This is a genomic window from Herbihabitans rhizosphaerae (assembly GCF_004216555.1).
Classification (GTDB): Bacteria; Actinomycetota; Actinomycetes; order Mycobacteriales; family Pseudonocardiaceae; genus Herbihabitans; species Herbihabitans rhizosphaerae.
In genome coordinates, this window is sequence record NZ_SGWQ01000011.1 from 133,345 (window position 1) to 154,027 (window position 20,683).

General features: G+C 69.1%; 20 protein-coding genes. 11 read left to right on the forward strand and 9 right to left on the reverse strand.

Going from position 1 to position 20,683, the window contains the following annotated elements; genetic code table 11:
- Positions 1 to 51 precede the first annotated feature (51 nt).
- On the reverse strand, positions 52 to 987 hold the full coding sequence (locus tag EV193_RS26685; protein WP_130347678.1) for a helix-turn-helix transcriptional regulator: 936 nt from the start codon (positions 985 to 987) through the stop codon (positions 52 to 54).
- Between the two features lie 62 nt (positions 988 to 1,049).
- Here EV193_RS26685 and EV193_RS26690 point away from each other — a divergent pair, with 62 nt between their 5' ends.
- The 4 genes from EV193_RS26690 to EV193_RS26705 all read left to right on the forward strand — a co-directional run bounded on the left by EV193_RS26690 (position 1,050) and on the right by EV193_RS26705 (position 4,804).
- Positions 1,050 to 1,448: a RidA family protein gene (locus EV193_RS26690; protein ID WP_130347679.1), complete on the forward strand. Its 399-nt coding sequence runs from the start codon at positions 1,050 to 1,052 to the stop codon at positions 1,446 to 1,448.
- Positions 1,445 to 1,864, forward strand: coding sequence for an SRPBCC domain-containing protein (locus tag EV193_RS26695; protein WP_130347680.1), 420 nt, complete (start codon positions 1,445 to 1,447; stop codon positions 1,862 to 1,864). The genes EV193_RS26690 and EV193_RS26695 overlap by 4 nt, the downstream gene beginning before the upstream one ends.
- A 131-nt stretch (positions 1,865 to 1,995) precedes the next feature.
- Positions 1,996 to 3,207: a trypsin-like serine peptidase gene (locus EV193_RS26700; protein WP_130347681.1), complete on the forward strand. Its 1,212-nt coding sequence runs from the start codon at positions 1,996 to 1,998 to the stop codon at positions 3,205 to 3,207.
- Positions 3,208 to 3,715: 508 nt separating this feature from the next.
- Complete coding sequence (locus EV193_RS26705) at positions 3,716 to 4,804, forward strand: HNH endonuclease signature motif containing protein (RefSeq protein ID WP_165401519.1); 1,089 nt, start codon at positions 3,716 to 3,718, stop codon at positions 4,802 to 4,804.
- Positions 4,805 to 4,813: 9 nt separating this feature from the next.
- Here EV193_RS26705 and EV193_RS26710 read toward each other — a convergent pair whose 3' ends face one another.
- Entirely contained in the window at positions 4,814 to 6,601 is a 1,788-nt protein-coding gene (locus EV193_RS26710) for an ArnT family glycosyltransferase (RefSeq protein WP_130347683.1), read from the reverse strand.
- 88 nt (positions 6,602 to 6,689) lie between these two features.
- Entirely contained in the window at positions 6,690 to 7,835 is a 1,146-nt protein-coding gene (locus EV193_RS26715; protein WP_130347684.1) for a citrate/2-methylcitrate synthase, read from the reverse strand.
- Between the two features lie 80 nt (positions 7,836 to 7,915).
- Here EV193_RS26715 and EV193_RS26720 point away from each other — a divergent pair, with 80 nt between their 5' ends.
- On the forward strand, positions 7,916 to 9,082 hold the full coding sequence (locus EV193_RS26720) for a citrate synthase (protein WP_130347685.1): 1,167 nt from the start codon (positions 7,916 to 7,918) through the stop codon (positions 9,080 to 9,082).
- A 24-nt stretch (positions 9,083 to 9,106) separates the two neighbouring features.
- On the opposite strand, the gene EV193_RS26725 is transcribed toward EV193_RS26720, so the two are convergent.
- From EV193_RS26725 to EV193_RS26750, 6 genes are all read right to left on the reverse strand, one after another.
- A complete protein-coding gene (locus EV193_RS26725; protein ID WP_130347686.1) occupies positions 9,107 to 9,811 on the reverse strand; it encodes a hypothetical protein in 705 nt (234 codons plus the stop codon).
- An 11-nt stretch (positions 9,812 to 9,822) separates the two neighbouring features.
- Positions 9,823 to 10,419 carry a DUF3558 domain-containing protein gene (locus tag EV193_RS26730; RefSeq protein ID WP_130347687.1) on the reverse strand — a complete coding sequence of 199 codons (597 nt, stop codon included), beginning with the start codon at positions 10,417 to 10,419 and terminating at the stop codon, positions 9,823 to 9,825.
- Between the two features lie 145 nt (positions 10,420 to 10,564).
- Entirely contained in the window at positions 10,565 to 10,924 is a 360-nt protein-coding gene (locus EV193_RS26735; protein ID WP_130347688.1) for a hypothetical protein, read from the reverse strand.
- A 98-nt stretch (positions 10,925 to 11,022) separates the two neighbouring features.
- Entirely contained in the window at positions 11,023 to 11,775 is a 753-nt protein-coding gene (locus tag EV193_RS26740; RefSeq protein WP_130347689.1) for a succinate dehydrogenase/fumarate reductase iron-sulfur subunit, read from the reverse strand.
- Positions 11,772 to 13,697 (reverse strand): fumarate reductase/succinate dehydrogenase flavoprotein subunit, encoded by a 1,926-nt coding sequence (locus EV193_RS26745; RefSeq protein ID WP_130347690.1) that lies wholly within the window; start codon positions 13,695 to 13,697, stop codon positions 11,772 to 11,774. The genes EV193_RS26740 and EV193_RS26745 overlap by 4 nt, the downstream gene beginning before the upstream one ends.
- A gap of 2 nt (positions 13,698 to 13,699) precedes the next feature.
- Entirely contained in the window at positions 13,700 to 14,386 is a 687-nt protein-coding gene (locus EV193_RS26750; RefSeq protein WP_341273206.1) for a succinate dehydrogenase cytochrome b subunit, read from the reverse strand.
- 140 nt (positions 14,387 to 14,526) lie between these two features.
- On the opposite strand from EV193_RS26750, the gene EV193_RS26755 reads away from it, so the two are divergent.
- The 6 genes from EV193_RS26755 to EV193_RS26780 all read left to right on the forward strand — a co-directional run bounded on the left by EV193_RS26755 (position 14,527) and on the right by EV193_RS26780 (position 20,673).
- The gene (locus tag EV193_RS26755; RefSeq protein ID WP_130347692.1) at positions 14,527 to 15,450 is read left to right on the forward strand and encodes a LysR family transcriptional regulator; all 924 of its coding nucleotides are present in this window, start codon (positions 14,527 to 14,529) and stop codon (positions 15,448 to 15,450) included.
- Positions 15,451 to 15,460: 10 nt separating this feature from the next.
- Positions 15,461 to 16,495, forward strand: a complete 1,035-nt coding sequence (locus EV193_RS26760) for an MBL fold metallo-hydrolase (RefSeq protein WP_130347693.1) — start codon at positions 15,461 to 15,463, stop codon at positions 16,493 to 16,495.
- A 115-nt stretch (positions 16,496 to 16,610) separates the two neighbouring features.
- Positions 16,611 to 17,042, forward strand: coding sequence for a type II toxin-antitoxin system Rv0910 family toxin (locus tag EV193_RS26765; protein ID WP_130347694.1), 432 nt, complete (start codon positions 16,611 to 16,613; stop codon positions 17,040 to 17,042).
- Positions 17,043 to 17,207: 165 nt separating this feature from the next.
- Positions 17,208 to 17,999 carry an ABC transporter ATP-binding protein gene (locus EV193_RS26770; protein WP_130347812.1) on the forward strand — a complete coding sequence of 264 codons (792 nt, stop codon included), beginning with the start codon at positions 17,208 to 17,210 and terminating at the stop codon, positions 17,997 to 17,999.
- The gene (locus EV193_RS26775) at positions 17,987 to 18,850 is read left to right on the forward strand and encodes an ABC transporter ATP-binding protein (RefSeq protein WP_130347695.1); all 864 of its coding nucleotides are present in this window, start codon (positions 17,987 to 17,989) and stop codon (positions 18,848 to 18,850) included. Before EV193_RS26770 ends, EV193_RS26775 begins: the two co-directional genes overlap by 13 nt.
- On the forward strand, positions 18,847 to 20,673 hold the full coding sequence (locus tag EV193_RS26780; protein ID WP_130347696.1) for an AMP-dependent synthetase/ligase: 1,827 nt from the start codon (positions 18,847 to 18,849) through the stop codon (positions 20,671 to 20,673). Before EV193_RS26775 ends, EV193_RS26780 begins: the two co-directional genes overlap by 4 nt.
- Positions 20,674 to 20,683 lie beyond the last annotated feature (10 nt).

Genomic DNA, 20,683 nt, shown 5'->3' on the forward strand with positions numbered 1-20,683 from the left:
ACGCGTTGAGGCTGTGGAGAACTCGGGGCTTGTGGATAAGTGAGCCCCGGGTCAGTAGCGCTCGGCGAGCCACCGGCCCAGTGCGCGCAGCCGGCCGGTGAGCTCGTCCGGCTCGATCACGTCGAGGTCGAGGTTCAGATAGGCGAGCCACCGCGCGGCCCAGTCCAGGTCGTCGGTGCCGAACCGTAGCTCGCACTCGTCGCCGTTGTCGATCACGGTGGCGACGCTCGGGTCGACGAGTTCGCGGACCAGATCGGCCTCGGTGTGCACCAGCACCCGAACCCGGTGCCGCCACGGCCCGTGCGCGAGCGCGTCGGCGACGAACGCGACCGCGTCGGACGGCGGCTCGGGCACGGAGAACCGGGTGCCGAGCGGCTGCACGTGCTCGATGCGGTCGAGCGCGTACACGCTCCATCGGGTGCTCTCGCGTCGGCACGCGACGAGGTACCAGCGGCGGCGCAGGGTGACCAGCCGCAGCGGCTGCACGTCGATCGGCTTCGCGTCCGCCGTGGCGCGACGGCGGTGCCGGATGCGCGCGGCTTCACCGGTTCGACAGGCGAGCGCCGCGGGGACGAGCACGTCACGGCCGGCGCGGCGGCGCGAGTCCGGCATCGACTGCACGTCGGCGAGCGCGTTGAGCCGAGTCCGCCAGCGTGCCGGCACGAGCTGGCTGAGCTTGGCGATCGCGGTGACCGCCGCGGTCTCGATGCCGTCGACCGTCACCGCGGTGCGCAGCCCGAGGGCGACCGCGGCCACCTCGTCCGCGTCGAGCAGCAGCGGCGGCATCGTCCGGCCGGACGCCAGCCGGTACCCGCCGGTCGGGCCCGCCTCACCCTCGATTCGGTAGCCAAGCTCACGCAGATGGGCCACGTCGCGGCGGGCCGTCCGCTCGGTGACCTCGAGCCGGGTCGCGAGCTGGCCGGCCGAGATGCCGGGGTGCGCCTGAAGCAGGGTGAGGACCTCGAGGCGGCGGCTGGTCGTGCTCATCGGTCAATAATCGCCGATAACCCGGACACTATCTGTCCGGGTTGGCCGTCAAGCTGATGCACATGACTCAGAAAGCACTGCTCAGTCCCGCCGGGCTCGTCCAGTCACCGGCCTTCAGCCACGTCGCGGTCGTGCCACCGAACGCGACCACCATCTACGTCGGCGGCCAGAACGCCGTCACCGGCGACGGCACGCTCGTCGGCGAGGGCGACGTGGCGGCACAGACCCGGCAGGTGATGGCGAATCTGCATGTCGCACTGGCCGCGGCGGGCGCGAGCGTTCACGATCTGGTGATGATGACGATCCTGGTGGTCGACGGCGCGGACCTGGCCGAGGCGTATCCGGTGGCCGCCGCAGAGATGGCCGGCGCCGCGCCGCTGGTCGCCGTCGCACGGGTGGCCGGGCTGGCCGTGCCCGGCGCGTTGGTCGAGTTGAGCGCGGTCGCGGCGGTGACACCGTGAGGCGGGGCGAGGTCGGGCGCACCCGCGACGCCGGCTGGCAGATCGGGGTGTCCAAGACGGTCGACCATTCGGTCGAGGCGGTGTGGAGCTTCATCACCTCGCCGGCCGGAGTCGCGATCTGGCTCGGTGAGGGCGTCAGTGTGTTGCCCGAGCACGGCGCCGGCTACGAGACCGCGACCGGCGTGCGGGGCGAGACCCGCGGCTTCCGTGAACTCGACCGGATCCGGCTCACCTGGCAGCCGTCGGACTGGACACACGACACGACCCTGCAGCTGACGGTGTCGCCGGCCGGCGAGGGCCGGGCGCGGCTCGTGGTCCACCAGGAACGGTTGGCCGACGCCGCCGAACGCGAGCGGCAGCGCAGCCACTGGAAGGGCGTGGTCGCCGCGTTGTTGGCAGCACTCGACGAAATCTGACCCACTGTTTAGCGCCTTCCCAAGAAAACGGAAGCAACTGGTAACTATTCACGACGAAGGAAGGTGCACAGCAGGGGCCTGTCGCAGTTGGCTCAGTCGTGTCGTCCCACGGCACGAACGGAGCCCTGCCCATGACTACCCCTGCATCCTCCCGTCGCAGAAGCCGGCGGCTGGCCGTCGGCGCTGCCTTCGCCGTCGTCGCCGCGGCCGGCCTGTCGCTGCCGGCGGTCGCCGAGCCCGCGGCACCCGCCAGCCCGGCCGCACCCCAGGCCGCCAAGCCCTACCAGATCGGCGACGAGCAGGCCGCCGACGTCCAGCTCCGCTACGGCGGCACCACCTCGCAGACGATCCACCACCCCGGTGCGCGGTACGTCAAGGTGCACTTCGACTCGCTGACCCTGGCGCCGGGCGACAAGGTCACCGTGTCCGACCCGGCCGGCCGCGAGACGCACACCTACAGCGGCGACCCGACCCGCGGCATCCGTGCGGCCGGGGACTCGTCCCACACCGTGAGCGGCCCCGGCTTCTGGGCGATGTCCGTCGACGGTGACACCGCCGTGATCACGTTGCACGCCAAGGGAACCGCGCCGGCTTCGGACCTCGCGGTGCGCGCGGACAAGTACACCCGCGGCTTCTCCGCCGACGAGCAGCGCCAGCGTGACGTCGGCATCCAGAGCGTGTGCGAGACCGACGCGCGGCGCGACGCGGTCTGCTACGAGAAGAGCCACCCGACCGAGTACGGCAAGACGAAGTCCGTGGCCCGGATGCTGAACAACGGGCGCGGCCACTGCACCGCGTGGCGGGTCGGCACCAGCAACACGGTGTTCACCAACAACCACTGTGCCGCCTCGCAGAGCGAGCTGGACGCCATGGAGCTGCAGTTCGACTACGCCTGTGCGACCTGTGGTGGCAACGACCCGAAGCCGGCGACCAAGGTCGCGGCGGCCAAGCTGCTGAAGACCGACGCGAGCCTGGACTACACGCTGTTCACGGTGGACAACTTCGCGGCCATCGAGAAGTTCGGTTACCTGCAGCTCGACGTGCGCGCGCCGCAGAAGGGCGAGCGGATCTACATCAGCGGGCACGGTGACACCGACCCGAACGAGCTGTCCATCTTCGAGAACGACCAGGGCGGCGAGGAATGCGACGTGGACTCGCCGCAGTCCGACTCGACGAACATGGGTTACTACTGCGACACGTCAGGCGGCTCCTCCGGTTCGCCGGTGTTCGCCGCGTCGTCCAACAAGGTCATCGGGTTGCACCACCTCGGCGGCTGCCTGAACGAGGGCACTCGCATCGAGCTGATCTACCCGCAGGTGAAGGACCTGATCGAGAACGGCTGAGCCTTCCCAGCCGGAAGATCCCTCTGCGCACGTCCCCCGCGGCGCAGAGGGATCTTTCGTTTTAAATAGGTAGGCACCCTTATTGTGTGCGGTGTGGTTGATCATTGATTCTGTTTGTGGGCGCGCTGACGTTGGGTTCTACTGGGACGGTCATATGGTGGCGGTTCGGTATTTGGGTGGCACTTGGTGATCGGCGTTCTGGGGCTTGGGGTGATCGGCGGCGCGGTATTGTGCGGGCCGATTCTCACAAGTCAAGGGCGCCTTCGGCGTCGCTTCGCGACTCGCTTCGCTCGCCCTGGACTTGTGAGCCTCGATCGGCCCTAAAAGGCTGGCGCTACGGGCAGGCTCCGCCTGCCTTTTGCCCGTACCGCGCCGCCTCTGGTGACGGCGATCGGCCCCGGGGTTTCACCTGGTCGGGTGACGCTTTCTGGGGTCGCGATCCGATAGACTCGAACACATGTTCGATACGGTTGGGGATGTGCTTGACGAGATCGTCGCGTTGCAGCGGATGCGGCGGGAGATCGACGGGCGCATGATTCGTTTGCTCGATGAGTTTGGGCGGGCTTATCCGGCTCGGGATGACGGCAGGCCAGGCATGGCCAGCGTGGAGCTGGCCGCCGCGTTGACGATGGATCAACCGCAGGCCGACTACCGGATCGAGACAGCGCGGAACCTGGTGGCGCGGTTGCCCGACACCGTGACCGCGATTGAGAAGGGTCAGCTTGACGGGTACACCGGGGAGAAGATTCTCCACATCGTGTCCGCGTTGGATGACGAGCAGACCCGCGCTGTCGAGACCGCTGTGTTGCGGGATTGTGAGTCGAGGACCCATAAGCAGTTGGTGGACCGTGCGCGCCGTCAGGTCGTGAAAGTCGACCCCGAAGGGGCGGAACGGCGCCGTCAGGTGCGGCTGCGGGAACGGGCGGTGCATCACGAGCCGCTCGACGACGGCATGGGGGAGCTGTTGATCCTCGGGTCCGCTGACCGCACGATGGCCGCGTTCCAGTTGATCGACCGCTGCGCGCGGCAGATCAAACGCGCCGGCGATGACCGCACGTTGGCCCAGATTCGGGCGGATGTGGCACTGGATTTGTTGCTGGGTAAGGACAACAGCCGCCGCAAAGTCGTCGTCTACCTAACGGTTCCAGCCACCGTGCTCGCCGGACTGTCCGACCAGCCCGGTGAACTCACCGGGTACGGGCCACTGACCGCGCAAGCGTGTCGCGAGTTGGCCGATCAGCACTCGACGTGGCAGCGGGTGCTCACCGACCCGATCGACCACACCGTGCTCAACGTCGGCCGCAAACGATACCCCTCAGCGGCGTTGGCCGAGCACGTCCGCGTGCGGGACAAAACCTGCCGCTTCCACGGCTGCCACAGGCCGGCGGCCACCTGCGAGATCGACCACACCCTTGCCTACGATGACGGCGGCCAGACATGTGACGACAACCTGGGGATGTTCTGCCTGCAGCATCACCATGCCAAGCACGACAACGGGTGGACCGTCGAACAACCCACACCAGGACACTTCATCTGGACCAGCCCACTCGGGCGCACCTACGACATGCCAGCCGACGACGAACCACCACCGTTCTGAGTGTCTGACTCAGGATGCGCGGCAGTCGTACAGAGTCGAGGACCACGGACCGACTCGGGGTGGTCCGCCGTAGATCGCGGGATTGATCGGTGCGCAGTGGCCGCGTAGCCACTCGGTGCGTTCTCGGGCGGGGCCGGTCGTGCTTTGGGTCATCGCCAGGACGTATCGGACCTGGCGATCCGCGACGAGGTGCGCCAGTTCGGCGACTGGCACTGAGGGTGCGGTGCTGCTGAACCCGCTCAGGGGCAGGACGCTCACTCGGGCGCGAATGTACGGCGCCGCCGCGCTGGACGCGCCGGTGGCGAACAGGAAACGTTCACCACGGTGGTGAGTACGCAGAAATTTGAGCAGGAGCTCGTCCTGACCGTCTCGGGTGCGTTCTCCTCGCAGTGACTGGTACGACGGGGGACCGGCGACGGGGCTGATCGTGCGGGACGAGTTCTCGTTGATCGTCGGGGTGGCGAGCAGCCAGATGGCTGGGGCGAGCAACAGGGTGACCAATCCGAGGCCTGTGACGGCGAGTGCGAGTGGCCTCGCATCGGAAATTCGTTGCGGGATAAGGAAAGTCAACGCGAGTACCGCCGCCACGGCGATCACGGCCGGCAGCCAGGCCAGGTCGTCGGCTGGCTCTCGGAACAGCAGCACGATCGACCACAGCGCCGTCACGGCCAGGCCTGCGGGCAACAGCCAGCCTCCGGGGCGGCGCGCACGCCACGCGGCGTGGGCACGCGCGATGCCTGTTCCGACGAGTGCGGCGACGGCGGGGGCCAGCATCGACGTGTAGTACGGGTGAACCCCGGTGAGCGCGCTGAACGCGATCAGGCCGATCACCAGCCAGCTACCCCACAACACCCATCCGGACAGGTACTGGCGCGACCGGTTCCGCGACATGAACAGTCCACCGGCCAGGGCGAGCAGCGCCAACGGAATGAGCCAGCTGACCTGGGTGGCGATCTGCTGATTGAACATCCGACCGACTCCCGGCGCGCCGCCGAACTGGAGGACGATGCTCGTCATCTCGTTGTCCCCACCACGGCTGATGCCGTTGTACAGAAACACCGTCTCCCAGATCGAACTGGACTCGCTGCCGTCGACCAAAGGCCGCGAGCCGGCCGGTATCAGGCTGACGATGGTCATCCAGGACAGCGACAACACCAGCGCCACTCCGCCGAACAGGGTCGCACCAAGCCATCGGGTGCGCGTGGAACCCTTGGCGCACAAGAGATACGTCAAACCCAGTGCTGGCACGATCATCCATGCCTGGAGCATCTTCATGTGGAAGGCGACCGCGATCAGCGCACCGGACGCCACCAGCCACGGCCACCCGCCGTCCAGTGCGCGCACCATCGCGTACGTCGCGGCGACCAGGGTGAACATCAACAGCGTGTCCGGAAGGTTCACCTGAGCCGCCGTGAACACCACCGGTGACGCGAGCATGGCCAGCCCGGCGATCAGCGCCGCCCGCCCACCGGCCCACCGTCGCACGGCAGCCATCAGCAGCGGAACGGTCAGCGTCGCGGCGAGAACCTCCGGCAACAACAGCGCCCACGACTCGGTCCCGAACACCCGCGCGAACAGGGCGTGCACCCACAGCGAGCCGGGCAGCTTGTCCGTGGTGATCGCACCCGACGGGTCGAACGCGCCGAAGAAGAAGTTGAACCAGCTCTCACTCATGCTCGTGATCGCCGCGCTGTAGTAGCCGTGCGGCTCGCCGCGGCTGAGCCCCCACGTATACAGCGCGCCGGCGAGCACCGTGAGCACGACCATCGGCGCGTGATCGCGCCTGTTGATCACCATGCGTCGACCCTGCCGGACGCTGTGTCGCGTGGCGTCCGCCGTGGAGCGTCTCAGGTCTTACGTCGGCGGACGTACGGGTGGGTGACGGCTAAGCAGTTCTGGCCGGGACCGGGACCGGCGGGGTGGTTCCGACGTAGCGCGCCGACGGCCGGAAGATCTTGGTGCCCTCGGCCTGCTCGAGCACCTGCGCCGCCCAGCCGACCACGCGCGACACCGCGAACGTCGGGGTGAACATCGACCTCGGGATCCCGCACTGCTCCATCACCACGCCCGCGTAGAACTCGACGTTGGTGTGCAACTCCCGACCCGGCTTCAGCTCGGCGAGCGCCTGCACCACCTCCGCCTCGACGCGCGTGGCGAAGTCGATCAACGGGCCGCCGAGCTTCTGGCCGATCTCGCGGAGCATGCGGGCGCGCGGATCCTCGGTTCGGTAGACCGGGTGGCCGAAGCCCATGATGCGGTCGCCCGTCGCGATCTTGGTGCGCACCCAGTCGCGCACCCGGTCCGGCGAGCCGATCTCGTCGAGCGCTTCCAGCGCGCGGTCGGGCGCACCCCCGTGCAGCGGACCGGTGAACGTGCCGATCGCGCCGCAGATCGCCGACGCCACGTCCGCACCGGCGGACGCCACCACCCGCGCGGTGAACGTGGACGCGTTGAATCCGTGGTCGATGGTGCAGATCAGGTACCGGTTGATCGCCGCCTCGTGCTCGGGCGTCGGCTCCGAACCGGTGAGCATCCACAGCCAGTTGCCGGCCGTCGACAGGTCGGCGCGCGGCGCGATCACGTCGCGTCCGGTGCGAAGGCGGTGCAGCGCGGCCAGGATCGCCGGGGTGGCGGCCGCGATTCGGATCGCGTTGTCCCGCAGCACCGCGGGATCGGCTCCCCATGAGGCGGGGAACCCGGCGCCGAGTAGCGACAGTGCGGTGCGCAGGCCGGCCAGCGTGGACCGCTCGCCACCGGAGGCGGCGATCACCGGTAGCACCGCGCGCACGTCGTCCGGAATCCCTTGGTGCGCGGCGATTTCCGCGTGGAACCCGGCCAGCTCGGCCGGGTCGGGCAGCCGGCCGGTGAACATCAGGTGCCACACCTCTTCGAACGTCCGCTTCTCGGCCAGCTCGATCGCCGAGTACTGGCGGAAGTGGTAGAAGCCGGCTTCGCCGTCCACGTCGCCGAGTGCGGTGTCGGCGACGATCACGTTCTTCAGGCCCGGTGGGGCGATCAGCGGTTCGCGCATGCTGCCATCGTCCGACTAGCATTGATGGGCGTCAATGTTGACGAAATCAATGTTCAGCGGCACGGACGGGACGCACCGGGATGCCACGTACACCGGCGACGATCTCCATCGACGGTCGGGCGCACCTCACGAGTGCGCAGGTCGCGCGCTATCTCGGCGTCAAGATCGAGACGGTCTACGCGTACGTCAGCCGGGGTGTGCTGACTCGCGTACGGCGACCGGGAAACCGGGAGAGTTACTTCGCTCTCAGTCAGGTCCGCGCCCTCACCGGAACCACCGGGCCGGGCCGGCAGCGCCGCGGGCCGGGCGTCGCCGACGAGATCCACACCTCGATCACTCTGCTGGACCACGATCGGTTGTACTTCCGGGGGACGGCGGCCACCGAGTTGGCCGAGACGCACGACTTCGAGCAGGTGTGCGCGCTGCTGTGGGAATCCGATCCGGTCACCCTCGTGCCCGATCCGGAGGCGGCCGCCCGGGTGCGCGCGAGCCTGCCGAGCACCGCCCACCGGCTCGACCAGCTCAAGATCGCCGTGATCCTCGCGGGCGCGGGCGATCCCGGAAAGCACGATCTGACACCGGTTTCCGTCGTGCAGGCGGCCACTCGGGCGATCGGGCTCGCGGCCGGCAGCCTGCCCGGCGCGGACGGCCGGACGATCGCCGACATGCTGGCGGCGCACTTCGGCACGCCCGCGGCACGTGAATTGATCCGCCGGGTGTTGGTGCTGCTGGCCGACCACGACATGGCGATGTCCACCACCGCCGCCCGAGTCGCCGCGAGCGTGCGCTGCGACCCGTACGCGGTGATCACCGCGGGGCTGAGCGCCGCGGACAGCCCGCGCCACGGGTCCGCGTCGATCGCCGCGTACCGGCTGCTGCGGTCCGCGCACGCCGATCCGCACCGCACGCTCGGCGAGTGCCTGGCCGGCGGGTCGATTCCGCCGGGCTTCGGGCACGCGATCTACGAGCGAGCCGATCCGCGCGCGGAGTACCTGCTTGGCGTACTGCCCGAGTCCGAGCACACCACGCTGATCGCCGAACTGCGCACCCGCCGTGGCTGGTTGCCCAATGTGGACCTGGCACTCGCCGCGCTGATGATCGAGCACGACATGCCGGAGACCGCGGGCGAACTGCTGTTCACGATCTCCCGGATGGCCGGCTGGATCGCGCACGCGCTGGAGGAGTACCAGGCCGACCCGCGCCGGTTCCGGCTGCGCGGTGTGTACACCGGGGTGCGGCCCAGTTAGCGATTCCCTTGTCGGACAAGGGTTTCACGGCAGCTTGCCGGCGATCTCGGTCCACTTCACGACCAGTTGCGAGTACCAGCGCATCGACGGTGTCCCGTCGTCCGCGACGACCGGCAGCACCTGGACCTGCTCTGCCGGCAGCGGATCACCCACCAGCAGGAACCCGAGTGCCTCTTCCTTCCTGAGCGGCTTGGGGTTCGGGACCGGGGGCAGCCGGTGCGCCTCGGCGAGGGTGCGCTCGTCGCCGTCCCATCGCACGAGGACGAGGACCGGGTGCCGGCCGCCCTTGTCCTCGTGGATCCGCACGACACGGAACAACACCGGAGCGGGCACGCGCACGACGACGTGCTGGCCGGGAGTCAGGTCGGTGTCTCGCCGGGTCCGGCGCCGTGGTCGCTTTCGCGGCGGGATGCCGGACACACGCAGTTTCCCGCGAAGTTCGGTGAGCGCCGACTCGCGCGCGCTCCGGCTCTCGGGTGCCCAGCGGTCCAGTTCGCGTGGGTTGTCGATGATCGCTTCGGCACGGTCGCGCACCCGTGCCGACACCGCGCCGAGTTCGTGTTGCGTGGCCGCCAGTGCGAGCCACAGGTCGGGGTCGTCGCCGTACTCGGTCTCCAGCCGGCCGACCGCGTCGTCCGGCGTGTGTCCCCGCGCGACGAGGTCTTCGTAGTCCGAGCGGACGTCCGCCGCGGTGTCGTTGTCGAAGAGTCCGGTGCTCCAGGCGCCCATGCCGGGCGAGCCTAGCGGGGGAGCTTGGTCGAGATCGAGGTCACCAACCGGTCCACCTGGGCGCATATCTGGGCCATCGGCGTCTTGTCGGCGAACTGCACCTTCACGTAGGAGCGAGGGGACACGACGATGACCGACGTGCACTCGCTCGCGACGACCTGCCGCGTCTCGGTGGTGTAACGCAGCACCCTTCGACCGTCCACTGTGGACTCGGGCCCTGGTGTGGTACCCATGGGCTGAGCACCTTCGGGGTTGCTCGCCCTGAGCGTGAGGGTGATGCCCTTGAGTGCGATCTCGCCCCAGGTGCAGATCTTGGTGGAGGAGCCGCCGCTCATGGGGTCGGGGTCCACTTTCTTGGTGATGCCGGCCGCCCTGACCTCGGCGGCGGAGATCATGGTGCACGGGTCGAGGTCGAGCAGCGGCTCCTTGCCGGGCTTCGCGCTTCCCGAGGTGGTGGGCGGCACGTCACCGGAAGGTGAGTCGCTCGTCGACTGCGGGGTGCCTGGAGAGCCGGTGGAACTCGGAGCGTCGTCTCCGCCGCACGCCGTCAGGGTGACGGACGCGGTCATCGCCAGCGCCGCGGCCGTGATCCGCGCGATGCGCACCATGTTCACTCCGTCTCTCAGTTCTTGGGCGACGGAATCCTGGCAGGCATGCCGTCCGGCGGCAAACGGAGTGTTAGCGGTCGATGAGGGTCAGTGCGGCGGGCGCTGGCCACGCAGGGAAACGGCCGTGGTCGAGCCGCTGGAGAGTTCACCCGGCTGGTGCCACGGACCTTGGCCGTGACGTCGGCTGGCTGACCGACCGGGGCGGCATCGCGCGGCGGACGGCCGCGATCACGTCAGCGTCAGACGGTGGTGCCGCTGGCAGACCAGTCAGCACGCCGTGCAGCGCCTTGTCCGTCCCCTGCGGGATCTCCCACTTGGGTGGCGGCGCGACCGACGGCGGGGTGATCGCCCGCGCGCCGTCCGGGCAGCCGACCTCTCTCGGCTTGCCGATCACGCCGTAGTAGTTGAATTCCGCGCTGTAACACACGGTGAGGTGCTTCGGGTTCGCGACATACTCGCGGGCCGGTTGGTCGAAGCGGAACACCAGGCGCGCCAACGGATTCACGAGTTCGGCGGGTTTCAGCTCGGTAGCCTTGACGACCGCGAAGTTTGGCGACTGGCCGAGCTGGGTTGCGTCACGTTCCCCTTGGGTGCGGCTGCGTGTTACCTGGCCTGGCGTTTCAGTGTGGCGGTGAGGAGATCGCGATTGAGCACGCCGATCACGTCGAAGCCGATTCCCTTGGGACACACGGCGGTGCACTCGCCGGTGTTGGTGCAGCCGCCGAATCCCTGCGCGTCGTGCTCGGCGACCATGTCGACCACCCGCGAGTACCGCTCCGGCTGGCCCTGCGGCAACTTCGCCAGATGTGCCACCTTCGCCGCGGTGAACAGCGTGGCCGAACCGTTGGGGCAGGCCGCGACGCACGCGCCGCAGCCGATGCACGCGGCGGCGGTGAACGCGTCGTCGGCGTCGTGCTTGGGCACCGGGACCGCGTTGGCGTCCGGCGCACTGCCGGTCGGCGCGGTCACGTATCCGCCGGCCTGGATGATCGTGTCGAACGCGGAGCGATCCACCACGAGGTCCTTCACGACCGGGAAAGCCTTGGCGCGCCAGGGTTCCACGGTGATCGTGGCGCCGTCGCGGAACTCTCGCATATGCAACTGACACGCTGTCGTGGCACGCCGTGGCCCGTGTGCCACACCGTTGATCATCATTCCGCAGGCGCCGCAGATGCCTTCCCGGCAGTCGTGGTCGAAGGCCACCGGGTCATCGCCACGTGCCACGAGCGACGCGTTGAGTGTGTCCAGTACTTCGAGGAACGACATGTCCTCGGACACGCCGCCGACCTCGTAGGAGCACAGCTCGCCGCGCTGGTCCGCGTCGGCCTGCCGCCAGATGCGAAGGTTCACCTTCATGCGTAGCTCCTCACCGATGGGGTGACGGCGGAGAACACGAGTTCCTCCTTGTGCAGCACGGGCGGCTGACCGAGCCGGGTGAACTCCCAGGCGGCCACATAGGAGAACCGGTCGTCCTCGCGCACCGCCTCGCCGTCGGTGGTCTGGTGCTCGGTGCGGAAGTGTCCGCCGCAGGACTCCTCGCGGTGTACCGCGTCCACGCACATCAGCTCGGCCAGCTCCAGGAAATCGGCCACTCGGCCGGCCTTCTCCAATTCCTGGTTGAGCGACTCGCCGCTGCCGGTCACCCGCAGCCGCCGCCAGAACTCCGCACGCAGCGATCCGATCCGCTCCAGTGCCTTGCGCAGGCCGGACTCGGTGCGCTCCATGCCGCAGTGGTCCCACATCAGCGCGCCCAACTCGCGGTGGAAGTCCTCGGCCGACCGGTCGCCGCCGATGCCGAGCAGCCGCTGGATCCGTTGTCGCACTTCGGTTTCCGCCGTGTCGAGCACGCCGGGGTCGATCGGCGGGAACGGTCCGTCGGCGAGATAGTCGCCGATCGTGGCGGGGAGCACGAAGTATCCGTCGGCCAGGCCCTGCATCAGCGCGCTGGCGCCCAGCCGGTTCGCGCCGTGGTCGGAGAAGTTGGCCTCGCCGATCACGAACAGCCCGGGAATCGTGCTCCGCAGGTCGTAGTCCACCCACAGCCCGCCCATCGTGTAATGCACGGCCGGGTAGATCCGCATCGGCGTGGTGTACGGGTCGGCGTCGGTGATCCGCTCGTACATCTCGAACAGGTTGCCGTACCGCGCGGCCACGGTTTCCCTGCCGTGCGCGGAGATCGCGTCGGCGAAGTCGAGGTACACCCCGCGCCCGCCCGGCCCGACGCCCCAGCCCGCGTCGCACACCGACTTCACCGCGCGGGAGGCGATGTCACGTGGCACGAGGTTGCCGAAGCTGGGATAGCGGCGCTCCAGGAAGTAGTCGCGCTCGTGCTCGGGGATCTCTTTCGGAGTACGGGTGTCACCCGCGCGGGCGGGCACCCACACTCGTCCGTCGTTGCGCAGCGACTCGCTCATCAGGGTGAGCTTGGACTGGTGCTCGCCGCTCACCGGAATGCACGTCGGGTGGATCTGGGTGAAGCACGGGTTGGCGAACAGCGCGCCGCGCCGGTGCGCCCGCCAGATCGCGGTCGCGTTGCCGTGCTTGGCATTCGTGGACAGGTGGAACACGTTGCCGTACCCGCCGGTGGCCAGCACCACGGCGTCGGCGAGATGGGTGCACACCGCGCCGGTGATCATGTCGCGCACCACGATGCCGCGCGCCCGGCCGTCCACCACGATCAGGTCAAGCATCTCGGTGCGAGGGTGCATCGTGACCCGCCCTGACGCGATCTGCCGGGACAACGCGGAGTACGCGCCGAGCAGCAACTGCTGGCCGGTCTGTCCGCGTGCGTAGAACGTGCGCGACACCTGCGCGCCGCCGAACGAGCGGGTGTCCAGCAGTCCGCCGTACTCGCGGGCGAACGGCACGCCCTGCGCCACCGCCTGGTCGATGATCCGCACGCTCAGCTCCGCCAGCCGGTGCACGTTGGACTCGCGCGCCCGGAAGTCGCCGCCCTTGATCGTGTCGTGGAACAGGCGGAACACGCTGTCGCCGTCGCCGGCGTAGTCCTTGGCCGCGTTGATCCCGCCCTGCGCGGCGATGCTGTGCGCCCGGCGCGGGCTGTCCGAGTAGCAGAACGACGCGACCTGGTAGCCCAACTCGGCGAGTGTGGCCGCGGCCGACGCGCCGGCCAGTCCGGTGCCCACCACGATCACCGACAGCTTGCGCTTGTTGGCCGGGTTCACCAGGCGAGCGCTGAACCGGCGGCGCTGCCAGCGTTTTTCGAGCGGGCCGTCGCCGGCTTTGGTGTCCACAATGGACGGTCCGGTGATGTACATGATCAGCTCAATCCGGTGATGACGGCGAATGGGATGGACAGGAACCCGGCGCACACGAACACCGCGCCGCCGAGGGCGATCCGGCGCAGCGTGCGCTGTTCGCGGCCGGCCGCGCCGAGGCTCTGCAGCGCGCTCCACAGCCCGTGCCTGATGTGAAAGCCAAGTGCCACAACGGAAACCGTGTACGCGAGCACGACGTACCAGCGATCGAAGTCGGCCCGCACGTTGGCGTGGATCTCGCCGTGCACGCCGTGCGGGTTCAGCGTGCCGGTGGTGAGGTCGAGGATGTGGTAGACGATGAACAGGGCGAGGATCACGCCGCCCCAGCGCATCGTGCGCACCGCGTACCCGTCGGCCACCCGGGTTCGCGTGCGGTACCGGTCCGGGCGGGCCCGCCGTGCACGCCGCGCGAGCTGCACCGCGGCCACGCCGTGCAGAATCACGCAGGCCAGCAGGCCGACCCGGACCATCCAGACGAAGCCTTCGTAGCCCAGCGCGCCGGCCGCGATCGAGCGCAGCCAGTGCCCGTAGCCGTCCAGCGATTCGGGCCCGAGGAAGAACTTCAGGTTGCTCAGCATGTGCACGACCACGTACAGCAGCAGCGCCGCTCCCGTGATCGCCATCACGGCTTTCTTGCCGATCGAGGAGTGCCACAGCGCCCCGGCTCGGGTGGCATGCCATCGGTCCACAATGGACACCCGCGAAGCTGTTGCGCTGGAACGAGGTTCCCGTGTCATGAGTGCCACGTCGTTGACGGTACGAGCAGGAAACTCAGTGCGTCCAATATATGAATCGGCTCGACTCGATAGGGTCAGGCTATCGTGTGAGGGTGACCCTTCAGCAGCTCGCGTACTTCCTCGCGGTGGCCGACACGCGGCACTTCACCAAGGCGGCCGGGTGGATGCACGTGGCGCAGCCGTCGCTGTCCACACAGATCCGGACGCTGGAGCACGAACTGGGCGCGGACCTGTTCAGCCGGGCCCGTGGCAACGTGTCGCTCACCCCGGCAGGCGAGGCGCTGCTGCCCGTGGCCAGGCGGATCCTCGCCGACGTGGACGTCGCGCGGCTCGAGGTCGCGGAGTTGGCCGGCCTGCGCGCCGGACGGGTCCGGGTCGGCGCGACGCCCAGCCTGTGCGGCAGCGTGTTCGCCGACGCGCTGGCCACGTTCCACCGGCGGCACCCCGGAATCCGCTTGCTGGTCAAGGAAAGCGGCTCGCGGGACCTGGTCGCGGCACTCACCGACGGTGAGCTGGATCTCGCGTTGGTGATCGTGTCGCCCGCGGTGAACCACAGCGCGCTCACCACCGCGCCGGTGCTGCGGGAAAGCCTGGTGCTCGCGTCCCCGGCGGCCGGTGGCGGCTGGCCGGGCGAGCGGGACAGCGTGCGGCTGCGTGAGCTGCGCGACCGTCCGCTGGTGATGTTCCGCGAGGGCTACGACTTGCGCGAGGCCACCCTCACGGCGTGCCGGCGCGCCGGGTTCGAGCCGACGCTGGCCGTGGCCGGCGGAGAGATGGACGCGGTGCTGCGGTTCGTCGAGGCGGGTCTGGGGTGCGCGGTCGTGCCGAGCATGGTGCTGGCCGCGCGGCCGGGCCTGCGTGGCACTCGGCTGGTCGCCCCTGAGCTGCGCCGTACCATCGCCGTGGCGCACCGCACCGACGTGGCGCCGACCAAGGCGGCGGCCGCGTTTCGGGCGACCCTGCTCGATCATCTCGCCGAGGCCGCACTGCCGGACGGCGTCGAGCTGCTGCGTTGAAGGGAGTCGTATGGCTGACTGGACCGAGCCGGGCGTGTTCGAGGTCGCCCCTGGCGTGCACCGCATCCCGCTGCCGCTGCCGAACGACGGGCTGCGCGCGGTGAACGTGTACGCGATCGCGGACGGTGACGGCGTCGTGCTGATCGACTCCGGCTGGGCGCTGGACGAGGCGCGCGACGCGCTGGAGTCCGCACTCGGGTCGATCGGCTACGAGTTCACCGACGTGCGCCGGTTCCTGGTCACCCACATGCATCGCGACCACTACACGATGGCGGTATCCCTGCGGCGGATGTTCGGCACGAAGGTGGCCTTGGGTGCGGGTGAGCAGCCCTCGATGGAGTGGGTGATGCGCGACCGGCTGGACCGCATGTTCGCCGACGTGCGGCGCTGGGGCGCGCTGCACCTCGCCGAGCAGTTGCAAGCCGCGCACGACCCGAGCAGCGAGGAGACGGCCCGCCGCGACTACGAGGATCCGGACGAGTGGATCATCGGCCGTGCCTCGATCGACCTCGACCACCGCGAGCTGCTGGCGCTCCCCACTCCGGGTCACACACAGGGCCACCTGGTGTTCCTGGACTCCGCCGAGGGCGTGATGTTCACCGGCGACCACGTGCTGCCGCACATCACGCCGTCGATCGGCTTCGAGCCGGTGCGCGCGGAACTGCCGCTCGGCGACTACCTCGACTCGCTGCGCCTGGTGCGCACCTACCCGGACATGCGGATGTTGCCCGCGCACGGCGAGATCGCGCCGAGTGTGCACAGCAGGGTGGACGAACTGCTCGCGCACCACGACGACCGGCTGGCCGCGACCACGGCGGCGGTGCGGGCCGGCACCGGCACCGCGTTCGAGACCGCCCGCGCGCTGCCGTGGACGCGGCGGCACCGCAAGTTCGACGAGCTGAACCTGTTCAACGCGATGCTGGCGGTCGGCGAGACGTCGGCGCACCTGGACCTGCTGGTGGCGCGCGGCGAGCTGGAATCCTCCACAGTGGACGGTGTCAAGCAGTACGCTCTGGCTGTGTTTGACAGCGCGGAACGGGACTGAGGGTTCTTCGCGTGAGTCTTGCGGCCTGTGCTGGGTTGCTTGGGTGGTCACCTGGGTGTCGAGATCAGTGCGGTTCTCAGACGCACACTCTGACACTGTCGACGGAGGAGAGCACATGGCGAGGGTGAGCGAGAAGGCGCGCGTTCCCGCGACGCCGGAGCACGCCTGGAAGACCGCGTCGGACCTGTCCCGGCTCGGCGAGTGGCTCTCCCTGCACGAGGGCTGGCGCGGCGAGCTGCCCGACGAGATCACCGAGGGCACCGAGTTGATCTCCGTGGTCACCGTGAAGGGCCTGCGCAACCGGATCAACTGGCGGGTCGAGGTGATGAACGCGCCCGAGGAGCTGCGCATCTCCGGCAAGGGCGTGGGCGGCGTGAAGGTGACCCTTGACCTGTCGATCCGCCCGGACGGCTCCGGCTCGACCGTGGCGTTCGACGCCGAGATCACCGGCCCGCCCACCATCGGCCCGATGGGTTTGGTGATCGGCCGGGCGCTGCGGGGAGACGTGCGCAAGTCGGTGAAGGCGCTCGCCGAACTTGTGGCCTGAGATCGACTTCGAGGTCACAGTTCGGATCACCTCTTGCTCCCGGTAACCACCACCCGCTACCTTCCGTATTCAACGTGAGCGGGGTCACATAGGCATTTGCCCAGGTGTTCGAGCTAGAACGGGGCAGCTATGTCGACGGGTGCACAGGAGGCCGAGGCATCACCGATGCTGTCGGTGAGCAACCTCGAGGTCGTCTACGACGACGTGGTGCTGGTTCTGCGCGGGCTGAGCATCGAGGTGCCGTCCGGCTCGATCGTGGCGCTGCTCGGCGCGAACGGCGCCGGCAAGACGACGTTGCTGCGCGCGATCACGGGCCTGCTCGCGCCACACCGAGGCAAGATCACCAAGGGGTCGGTGCGCCTGCGCGGTGACGCCATCACCGGCGAGGATCCCGCCCGGATCGTGCGGCGGGGCATCGCGCAGGTGATGGAGGGGCGGCGGATCTTCGCCGAGATCACCGTGGACGAGAACCTGCGCGCCGGCGCCTTCACCCGCCGCTCCCGCGCCGAGGTCCGTGACTCCTACGCCCGCGTGCTGGACCTGTTCCCCGTGCTGGCCTCGCGGCGCAAGGCGATCGCCGGCTACCTGTCCGGCGGCGAGCAGCAGATGCTCGCGATCGGTCGGGCGCTCATGGCGTCACCGTCACTGCTGTTGCTCGACGAGCCGTCGCTCGGGCTCGCGCCGAAGCTGGTCGAGCAGGTGCGCGACATCGTGGTGCAGATCAACGAGCAGGGCACCAGCGTGCTGTTGGTCGAGCAGAACGCGGTGATGGCGCTGTCCATCGCGAGCTACGGCTACGTGCTGGAGACCGGGAAGGTCGTGCGCGACGGGCCGGCGCGGCAGCTGCTGGACGACGAGGACATCCGTGAGTTCTACCTCGGGGCGTCGTCGGACTCCGAGCGGCGCTCGTTCGCCGAGGTGAAGGGCTACCGGAGGAAGAAGCGATGGAGCACCTGAGCGCCGAGGCGCGCGCCGTCGAACGCACCGACGCGCCGCCGGACGCCGTCCCGGATGGACAGTCCTCAGTGGACAGTCTGGATGAGACGGTGCTGCTCGACGTGCGGGACGTGACGCTGCGGTTCGGCGGCGTGACCGCGCTGGACGGGGTCAGCTTCGACGTGCGGCGCGGCGAGCTGTTCGCGGTGATCGGCCCGAACGGCGCCGGCAAGACGTCGATCTTCAACTGCCTCAACGGCGTGTACCGGCCGCAGCAGGGCACGATCACGTTGGGGGACAAGCGATTGGTCGGCCGTGCGCCCGCCGCGATCGCCGCGCTGGGGATCGCGCGCACGTTCCAGAACCTCGGACTGTTCGAGCATCTGACACTGATCGACAACCTGATGCTCGGCCGGCACCACCTGATGCGCACCGGATTCCTCACCGGGATGCTCTGGTGGGGGCGGGCCAAGCGCGAGGAGGTGCGGCACCGCGCCGCGGTCGAGGAGATCGTGGAACTGCTCGAGTTGGAGCCGTACCGCCGTACGCCGGCCGGGTTGCTGCCCTACGGCGTGGCCAAGCGTGCGGAGCTGGGCCGGGCGTTGGCCATGGAGCCGACGCTGTTGCTGCTCGACGAGCCGGTGGCCGGCATGAACCTCGAGGAGACCGAGGACATGGCGCGCTACCTGATCGAGGTCCGCCGCGAACTGGACCTGGCGATGATCCTGGTGGAGCACGACATGCGGCTGGTGATGGATCTGGCCGACCGGGTGCTGGCGCTGGACTTCGGGGTGGTGATCGCGTCCGGCACGCCGGACGAGGTGCAGCGGGATCCCAAGGTGATCGAGGCGTACCTCGGCGGTGCGGCATGACCAGCATCGTTGCGACGCAACAAACCGAACTCGCCGCAACGTTGCCGGCGCGGCTGTTGGAACACGCAACGGAGCGCCCGGACGCGGTGGCGGTGCGGGAGAAGCACCGAGGTGTGTGGCGCGAGTGGAGCTGGTCGCGGTACGCCAAGCGGATCGCCGACGTGGCGGCCGCGTTGCGCTCGCTCGGTGTCGGCGCCGGGACTCGGGTGGCGATCCACTCGGAGAACCGTCCCGAGTGGACGGTCGCCGACCTCGCCGTGCAATCTATTGGGGCGCAGAGCATCGGGGTCTACCCGACATCGCCGGCGGCCGAGGTGGAGTACCTGCTGGCGCACTCCGGCGCCGAGGTGCTGATCGCCGAGGATCACGAGCAGTTGGACAAGGCACTGGCCGTGCGCGCCGGGCTCCCCGCGCTGCGGCACATCGTGGTGATCGACCCGCGGGCGATCCCGCCGGACGACCTGGCCGACGTGATCACGTTCGCGAAGCTGGAGGAATCCGGTGCGATCACCGGCGACACGATCGCAACGTTGCGATCGTCGGTCGCAACGCTGGACCCGACGGACACCGCGATCCTGGTGTACACCTCCGGCACGACCGGCCCGCCCAAGGGCGCGATGATCTCGCACGCCAACCTGGTCGCCTCGGGCCGCGCGTTCATCTCCTCGCTCGGTGGCACGTCCAGTGACGAGGTGCTCAGCTACCTGCCGCTGTGCCACATCGCCGAGCGGCTGATCTCCGTGATCGACGCCGTGTGGGCCGGCGGGGTGGTCAACTTCGGCGAGGGCGGGCCGTCGTTCATGCACGATCTGCGGGACGTGCAGCCGACCGTTTTCCTTGGTGTGCCACGGGTGTGGGAGAAGATGCTGGCCGGCGTGGAGATCAGGATGGCGGACGCGTCCCGGCTCAAGCGGCTGCTCTACAAGGCGTGCCTGCGGCAGGGACGGCGGATCGCGCCGCGGCGGATGAACGGCCGGCACACGATCGCCGACAAGCTCGTGCTCGGGTTGTGCGAGCTGCTGGTGTTCCGCTCGCTGCGGGAGAAGCTCGGCATGGTGCGGGTGCGCGCGGCGGTCAGCGGCGCCGCGCCGATCGCGCCGCAGGTGCTGGAGTACCTGTGGGCGATCGGGGTGCCGGTGCGGGAGGGCTACGGGCAGACCGAGAACACCGCGATCTGCACGCTCACCCCGGTCGGCGACGTGCGGCTGGGCGCGGTCGGCACGGTGCTGCCGGGCGTGGAGATCCGGATCGCGGAGGACGGCGAGATCCTGACCCGGTCGGCGGGCGTCTTCCAGGGCTACCTCAACGACGAGGACGCCACTGCGTCCACTGTGGACAGTGAGGGCTGGCTGCACACGGGCGATGTGGGCGAGATCGACGAGGACGGGTTCCTGCGGATCACCGACCGCAAGAAGGACATCATCATCACCGCGGGCGGCAAGAACATCTCGCCGTCGGAGATCGAGAACCGGTTGAAGGTCTCGCCGTACGTGCGTGAGGCGGTGGTGATCGGTGACCGGCGCAAGTTCCTGTCCGCGCTGATCGGGATCGAGCTGGACACGGTCGGGGACTGGGCGACCCGGCGCGGGCTGGCCTACACCACCTACGCCGATCTCTCCGGCAAGGACGAGGTTCGCGCGCTGATCCAGACCGTGGTGGACGACGCGAACACCGAACTGTCCAATGTGGAGAAGATCAAGCGATTCTCCTTGCTGGACAAGGAACTCGATCACGAGGACGGCGAGCTGACCGCGACGCACAAGGTCAAGCGCAAGGCCATCGCCCACGCTTTCGAGGACTGGATCGAGGCGATGTACTCGTGACTGTGTCGAC

Bases quoted from the DNA above. Each gene is read 5' to 3' on its own strand.
- EV193_RS26730 (WP_130347687.1), bottom strand. From the start codon at position 10,419: ATGGTGCGCATCGCGCGGATCACGGCCGCGGCGCTGGCGATGACCGCG.
- EV193_RS26760 (WP_130347693.1), top strand. From the start codon at position 15,461: ATGGCTGACTGGACCGAGCCGGGCGTGTTCGAGGTCGCCCCTGGCGTG.
- EV193_RS26725 (WP_130347686.1), bottom strand. From the start codon at position 9,811: ATGGGCGCCTGGAGCACCGGACTCTTCGACAACGACACCGCGGCGGAC.
- EV193_RS26715 (WP_130347684.1), bottom strand. From the start codon at position 7,835: ATGCGCGAACCGCTGATCGCCCCACCGGGCCTGAAGAACGTGATCGTC.
- EV193_RS26705 (WP_165401519.1), top strand. From the start codon at position 3,716: ATGCGGCGGGAGATCGACGGGCGCATGATTCGTTTGCTCGATGAGTTT.
- EV193_RS26765 (WP_130347694.1), top strand. From the start codon at position 16,611: ATGGCGAGGGTGAGCGAGAAGGCGCGCGTTCCCGCGACGCCGGAGCAC.
- EV193_RS26720 (WP_130347685.1), top strand. From the start codon at position 7,916: ATGCCACGTACACCGGCGACGATCTCCATCGACGGTCGGGCGCACCTC.
- EV193_RS26775 (WP_130347695.1), top strand. From the start codon at position 17,987: ATGGAGCACCTGAGCGCCGAGGCGCGCGCCGTCGAACGCACCGACGCG.
- EV193_RS26740 (WP_130347689.1), bottom strand. From the start codon at position 11,775: ATGAAGGTGAACCTTCGCATCTGGCGGCAGGCCGACGCGGACCAGCGC.
- EV193_RS26780 (WP_130347696.1), top strand. From the start codon at position 18,847: ATGACCAGCATCGTTGCGACGCAACAAACCGAACTCGCCGCAACGTTG.
- EV193_RS26690 (WP_130347679.1), top strand. From the start codon at position 1,050: ATGACTCAGAAAGCACTGCTCAGTCCCGCCGGGCTCGTCCAGTCACCG.
- EV193_RS26685 (WP_130347678.1), bottom strand. From the start codon at position 987: ATGAGCACGACCAGCCGCCGCCTCGAGGTCCTCACCCTGCTTCAGGCG.
- EV193_RS26710 (WP_130347683.1), bottom strand. From the start codon at position 6,601: ATGGTGATCAACAGGCGCGATCACGCGCCGATGGTCGTGCTCACGGTG.
- EV193_RS26745 (WP_130347690.1), bottom strand. From the start codon at position 13,697: ATGTACATCACCGGACCGTCCATTGTGGACACCAAAGCCGGCGACGGC.
- EV193_RS26770 (WP_130347812.1), top strand. From the start codon at position 17,208: ATGCTGTCGGTGAGCAACCTCGAGGTCGTCTACGACGACGTGGTGCTG.
- EV193_RS26700 (WP_130347681.1), top strand. From the start codon at position 1,996: ATGACTACCCCTGCATCCTCCCGTCGCAGAAGCCGGCGGCTGGCCGTC.